At 64.8% G+C, this 6000-nt stretch carries 4 protein-coding genes; 3 read left to right on the top strand and 1 reads right to left on the bottom strand.

Annotation, left to right across the window (positions count from 1 at the left end; translation table 11 throughout):
• Positions 1–133: 133 nt before the first annotated feature.
• The gene (locus HV711_RS26480) at positions 134–1741 is read right to left on the bottom strand and encodes an aldehyde dehydrogenase (NADP(+)) (protein ID WP_035480889.1); all 1608 of its coding nucleotides are present in this window, start codon (positions 1739–1741) and stop codon (positions 134–136) included.
• Between the two features lie 224 nt (positions 1742–1965).
• Between HV711_RS26480 and garL the strand changes: the two genes are divergently transcribed.
• The 3 genes from garL to HV711_RS26465 all read left to right on the top strand — a co-directional run bounded on the left by garL (position 1966) and on the right by HV711_RS26465 (position 5961).
• The gene (garL, locus tag HV711_RS26475; RefSeq protein ID WP_028361345.1) at positions 1966–2772 is read left to right on the top strand and encodes a 2-dehydro-3-deoxyglucarate aldolase; all 807 of its coding nucleotides are present in this window, start codon (positions 1966–1968) and stop codon (positions 2770–2772) included.
• 33 nt (positions 2773–2805) lie between these two features.
• Positions 2806–3720 carry a 2-hydroxy-3-oxopropionate reductase gene (locus HV711_RS26470; RefSeq protein ID WP_082201461.1) on the top strand — a complete coding sequence of 305 codons (915 nt, stop codon included), beginning with the start codon at positions 2806–2808 and terminating at the stop codon, positions 3718–3720.
• A gap of 237 nt (positions 3721–3957) precedes the next feature.
• Positions 3958–5961 (top strand): glycoside hydrolase family 28 protein, encoded by a 2004-nt coding sequence (locus tag HV711_RS26465; protein ID WP_035480887.1) that lies wholly within the window; start codon positions 3958–3960, stop codon positions 5959–5961.
• Positions 5962–6000: the final 39 nt, after the last annotated feature.

The raw sequence follows: 6000 nt of genomic DNA, 5'->3' as shown, positions 1-6000 counted from the left end.
AAAGCAGCAAGAGCACTCGATGGCCGAAATCTGGCCTAACTTGTTGCTCCGTAAGACCTTTCGCGCCACTGCCTGTCTGCATCAAAGACTTGACAGCGGACATTTTTCATTCCATGCGAAACATCATACGCACTTAGCTGCGCGTGATCTCACCATCCCGACGACGCCACAGGTTCAGCGGATTCGCGTCGGCCAGCGCCTGCGGCAACAGATCCGCCGGGAAATCCTGGTAGCAGACCGGACGCAGGAAGCGCTCGATTGCGGTGGTGCCGACCGAGGTCGCGCGGCTGTCGGACGTCGCCGGGAACGGGCCGCCGTGAACCATCGCGTGGCAGACTTCAACGCCCGTCGGGAAACCGTTGACGAGCAGCCGCCCCGCCTTGCGCTCCAGAATCGGCACGAGCTTTTGCGCGGCGGGCAGATCGGCGCTGTCCATCTGGATGGTCGCGGTCAATTGACCGGCGAAGTGCTCGGCAACCTGCAGCAACTCGGCTTCGTCCCTGCAACGCACGATCGTGGAGGCCGGGCCGAACACCTCGTCCTCCAGCGCCGGCGTGGCGAGGAAGGTGCGCGCGTCGGTGACGAACAATGCCGCGCACGCTTGGTTCGGACCGGTTGCCCCGGCACCGCGCGCCACCGTTTCGACGCCGGCGGTCGCGGCCAGCTTGCCCTCGCCTTCCGTGTACGCCGCGTGGATGCCCGAGGTCAGCATGGTTTGCGCGGGCTTGGCCGCGAGCGCCTCAGACGCCGTCGCGACGAAATTTCTGAGTGCGTCACTGTCGACGGCGATCGCGAGACCCGGGTTCGTGCAGAACTGGCCGGCGCCGAGCACGAGCGAATCCACGAAACCGCGCGCAATGCTCTCCGTGCGCTGCGCGAGCGCGTTCGACAGCAGAAACACCGGATTGATGCTGCTCATTTCCGCGTAAACCGGAATCGGCTCTGGGCGCGCCGCCGCCACGCGCATCAGCGACAGACCGCCCGCGCGCGAGCCGGTGAAGCCGACCGCCTTGATTGCCGGATGCGCGACCAGCGCCTCGCCGACCGAATTGCCCGCGCCGACGATCAGCGAGAACACGCCCTCGGGCAGATCCAGCTCCTCGGCGACGCGTTGGATCACGCGACCGACAATCTCCGACGTGCCGAGGTGCGCGCGGTGCGCCTTCACGACCACCGGGCAGCCGGCAGCCAGTGCCGCAGCCGTGTCGCCGCCCGCCACCGAGAACGCCAGCGGGAAGTTGCTCGCGCCGAACACGACGACCGGGCCGAGCGGAATCTTCTGCATGCGCAGGTCCGAACGCGGCAGCGGCTTACGCTCCGGCAGCGGCGAATCCAGCGTGGCGGCGAGCCACTGGCCCGAACGCACCACTTGCGCGAACAGCTTGAGCTGGCCGGTCGTGCGGCCGCGCTCGCCTTCGAGGCGCGCCTTCGGCAAGCCGGATTCCTGCTGCGCGCGCTCGATCAGCGCGTCGCCCAGCGCGGTGATGCCGTCGGCGATACGCTCGAGGAACTCGGCGCGCACGGCGAGCGGCAGTTGCCGGTACGGATCGAAGGCCTTGTGCGCTAGTTCACACGCCGCGTTGACGTCGCTGGCCGTGCCGCTGCCGAACACCGGCTCGGCGATATTCGTGCCGGTAGCCGGATTGAACGCGTGCAGCGCTGCTTCGGCGCCGCGTACGGCCTTGCGGCCGATCAGCATTTCGCCGGTGATCTGGCCGGTGACTTCGCTGGAATGGGACATGTCTCTTTCCTTGTTTGAAAAGCACTAGATATAAGTCATCCTACAACACACGGTGCACTGGCGCAACCGCAAACGGGTCCGCGGCACCGGCGGTTCGGGTTAACGTGACCGTTACAAGCGGCTGATCGGGTGCTACTCTGCATTTAGATATACGACGACCTATAACATGCGGTTCAGCCCTCGTCGGAACTCAACCCGATCTCACGCGTTCGAGGAATACGTTCATGCCAGCCGCGCCCTGCCCGCCTTATCAGTCTTTTCCCAACAGCTTCCGCCACGCGGTACGCAGCGGCGAAACGCTGGTCGGCTGCTGGGCCTCGCTCGCGAGTCCGATCGTCACGGAACTGCTCGGCGTGATCGGCTTTGACTGGATGCTGCTCGACGCCGAGCATGCGCCCAACGACGTCCTCACACTGATCCCGCAACTGATGGCGCTCAAGGATAGCCGAAGCGCGCCGGTGGTGCGCCCGCCGGCCAATGACAGCGTGGTCATCAAACGGCTGCTCGACAGCGGCTTTGCAAATTTCCTCGTGCCGTTCGTCGATAACGCCGACGACGCGGCGCGCGCGGTCGCCGCCACGCGCTATCCGCCGCAGGGCGTTCGCGGCGTGTCGGTGGGCCACCGCGGCAACCGCTACGCGACGGTACCCGACTATTTTGACATGGCCAACGACAACGTCTGCGTCATCGTGCAGATAGAAAGCCGCCAAGCCGTGGAGTCGATCGACGCGATTCTCGCCGTCGACGGCGTCGATGCCGTTTTCGTCGGCCCATCCGACCTCGCGGCGGCTTATGGGCATCTCGGCAACGCCGCGCACCCGGACGTCCAGCAGGCCATCGCGCATGTGTTCGAACGTGCGCAGGCCGCAGGCAAGCCGAGCGGCATTCTTGCACCGGTGCAAGCCGACGCCGAACGGTATCTCGCGATGGGCTGTCGCGTCATCGCCGTATGCGCCGATCTCGGGCTTTTGCGGAACGCGGCGCAGGCGGTTCATCGACACTTCATCAAGAAACCGGCGGATCCGAGCTGACCCGCGCATCGCGCGGGCCCGACCGGGGCCGCCATGACATCTTCGGAGCATTCCATGCAAAAAGCAGGCTTTATCGGACTCGGCATCATGGGCAAGCCCATGGCCGCGAACCTTTTGAAGAACGGCGTGAAGCTGGCCGCGTTCACGCGCAGCGGCGTCCCCGCTGAGCTCGCCCAAGCCGGCGCGCAGGCTTGCGACAGTCCCGCGGCCGTCGCCGCAGAGGCCGATGTGATCTTCATCATGGTGCCGGATACGCCGGACGTCGAACGCGTGCTGTTCGGCGAAAACGGACTCGCCAGCGCGTTGCATGCGGGCCAGACCGTGGTCGACATGAGCTCGATTTCGCCGATGGCCACGCGCGATTTCGCGGCGCGCGTGCGCGAGACCGGCGCCGACTATCTGGATGCGCCGGTGTCGGGCGGCGAAGTGGGCGCGAAGGCAGGGTCGCTCACCATCATGGTCGGCGGCGAGCAGGCCACCTTCGACAGCGTGAAGCCGCTCTTCGACATGATGGGAAAAAACGTCACGCTGATCGGGGCGGTGGGCGCCGGACAGGTGTGCAAGGTCGCCAATCAGGTGATCGTGGCCGCCACGATCGAGGCCGTCGGCGAGGCGCTGCTGCTTGCATCGAAAGCGGGCGTGGATCCCGCTCGCGTGCGCGAAGCGCTGATGGGCGGCTTTGCGTCCTCGCGCATCCTCGAAGTGCACGGCGAACGCATGACGAAGCGCACGTTCGACCCGGGCTTTCGCATCGAGCTGCATCAGAAGGATTTGAATCTGGCGCTTTCGACGGCGCAGGCGCTCGGGGTTTCGCTGCCGAATACGGCCACCTGCCAGGCACTTTTCAATGCCTGCGTCGCGCACGGCGGCAAAGCGTGGGATCACTCCGCGATGGTGCGCGCGCTCGAAGTGCTCGCCAATCACGAAATCGGTCAGCAAACCGCCTGATTCGCCACGCGCCCGGCTCGCGCCGCTTCGCCTGTTCCCTTCGACGAACGGGTAAAGCGGCGCGTCATACGTTAATGGGCTCTATACCCAGACACATAGCGGGGCTGAGCCGACAAACGCCCTTCGTTTCTTTCACTTACTAAGGATGACTGAATTAAATGAAAGCGAGTGCAATGAACACGGCGCTTTCCTGCATCGACGATTATTGACAACGCCCTGAAGGGCAAGGAGACATTCGTGGCAACTCACTATAAGAACAGCAGCAAACGGGCAGCTTCGAACCACGCGGCTCAGGCCGAGCCGCATTCGCCCGGACGCCGGGCCTTCATGGTGTTCGCCGGAACCTCCGCTGGTGCGACGCTGCTCGGCGGCTTGTCCGGCTGCGGCGGCTCCGGCAGTTCGGGCCTCACGCCGGAAGATCCGATCTGGGGCAGCTACGGCGCCGCGACGCAAATCATCGCCTCGCTCGCCGGCATCACGCAGTCCATGTTCCCCTCGCGCGACTTCGTGGTCACGCAATACGGCGCGCAACCGTGCGCCGTGGTCGCGGCGACGAATCCGTATACAGGCGCTTCGTCCCCGGCGAGTCCCGGTTCGAATCAGACCCATGCGGCCTCTTCCTTCGACTCCCGGCCCGCGTTTCTCGCGGCAATTCAGGCTTGCAATGCGGCGGGCGGCGGCCGCGTGGTGGTGCCTTCGGGCAACTGGTATTGCGCGGGTCCGATCGTACTCCTGAGCAACGTCAATTTTCACCTCAGCGCCAATTGCACGATCTATTTCAGCCCCAATCCGGCTGACTACGCCAAAGACGGCCCGGTCAATTGCGGCGCGAACGGCAACCTGTTCTATAGCCGTTGGCAGGCCAACGACTGCCTGAACTTCGGCTCGCCCATCTACGCGCGCAACCAGAGCAACATTGCGCTGACCGGCGAAGACGCCACCTCGGTGCTCAACGGCCAGGCCATGACGCCCTTCTCCGGCTCGGGCAATACGGCGACGTGCTGGTGGACCTTCAAGGGATCCAACGGCGCCTACGGTTGCGTGAGTTCGTCGACGCCCTCGCAGGTCTACAAGAATCCGAACAACGTGGATCTCCGGACCGCCGCGCCGGGCATTTCCGACGCGCTCTACGCCCAGCTGACGAGCCCGACAACGCCCTGGCAGGAGGATCAGAACTACTTGCCCGCGCTTTCCGAGGCCGGCGTGCCGCTCGCGAAGCGCGTCTTTGGCATGGGGCACTATCTGCGCCCGTGCATGGTCGAGTTCATCGGCTGCACGAATGTGCTGATGGAAAACTACTGCACGAACAACACCCCTTTCTGGCAGCACCATCCGACCGACTGCAAGAATGTGGTGATTCGCGGCGTGACGACCAACAGCATCGGTCCGAATAACGACGGCTTCGACCCCGACGCGTGCGATAACGTGCTGTGCGACGGCGTGACCTTCAACACCGGCGACGACTGCATCGCAATCAAATCCGGCAAGGACCTCGACACGCAATACGGCCCCGCGCAAAACCACGTCATCCAGAACTGCACGATGAACAGCGGCCACGGCGGCATCACGCTCGGCAGCGAAATGGGCGGCGGCGTGCAGAACATCTACGCGCGCAATCTGCAGATGCTGAATCAGAACTGGGCGACCAATCCGCTGAACATCGCGATCCGCATCAAGACGAACATGAATCGCGGCGGCTTCGTGAAGAACTTCTACGTCGACAAGGTCACGCTGCCGAACGGCGTCGCGCTGAAGGGCGGCGGCTACGGCAGCGCGCTGCTCGCCGGCAGCCCGATCAACAGCACCGTGCCGCTGGGCGTGGTGAGCGCAGCGGCGGCCAATCCGTCCGCGGCCCAGGGCGGCCTGATCACGTTCGACTGCGACTACCAGCCGGCCAACGACGCGATCAGAACGCGGCCCGCGGTCGTGCAGAACGTCAACATCTCGAACGTGCAGGCGAGCAACGTGACGCTCAACGGCGTCACCGGGTCGTGCTTCCAGGCAATCGTCGCGCAAGGCCCCGTCGCATTCGACTACAACGGGCCGACGCCCGCGCCGACGATTCCGCCCATCACCGGCGTGACCATCTCGAACTGCAATCTAGGCACGGCGGTGTGCGCCGGACCGGCCACGTCGACCACACCCGGGCAGATCTACGCGTACAACGTCAACGGCATTACGTTGAAGAACGTGGTGATCGGCTCGACGACGTACAACACGAACGTGGTGGATCTGCGGTAAGCGTGAAACGCGGCGGGGGTGCGCCCCGCCGCGTTTTCA

Source organism: Paraburkholderia phenoliruptrix (assembly GCF_902859825.1).
Lineage (GTDB): Bacteria > Pseudomonadota > Gammaproteobacteria > Burkholderiales > Burkholderiaceae > Paraburkholderia > Paraburkholderia phenoliruptrix.
This window is presented reverse-complemented; position numbering and strand designations above follow the sequence as displayed.

What these genes read in the sequence shown, in the direction of transcription:
- HV711_RS26480 (WP_035480889.1), bottom strand. Translation starts at nt 1,741, where the DNA reads ATGTCCCATTCCAGCGAAGTCACCGGCCAGATCACCGGCGAAATGCTG.
- garL (WP_028361345.1), top strand. Translation starts at nt 1,966, where the DNA reads ATGCCAGCCGCGCCCTGCCCGCCTTATCAGTCTTTTCCCAACAGCTTC.
- HV711_RS26470 (WP_082201461.1), top strand. Translation starts at nt 2,806, where the DNA reads ATGACATCTTCGGAGCATTCCATGCAAAAAGCAGGCTTTATCGGACTC.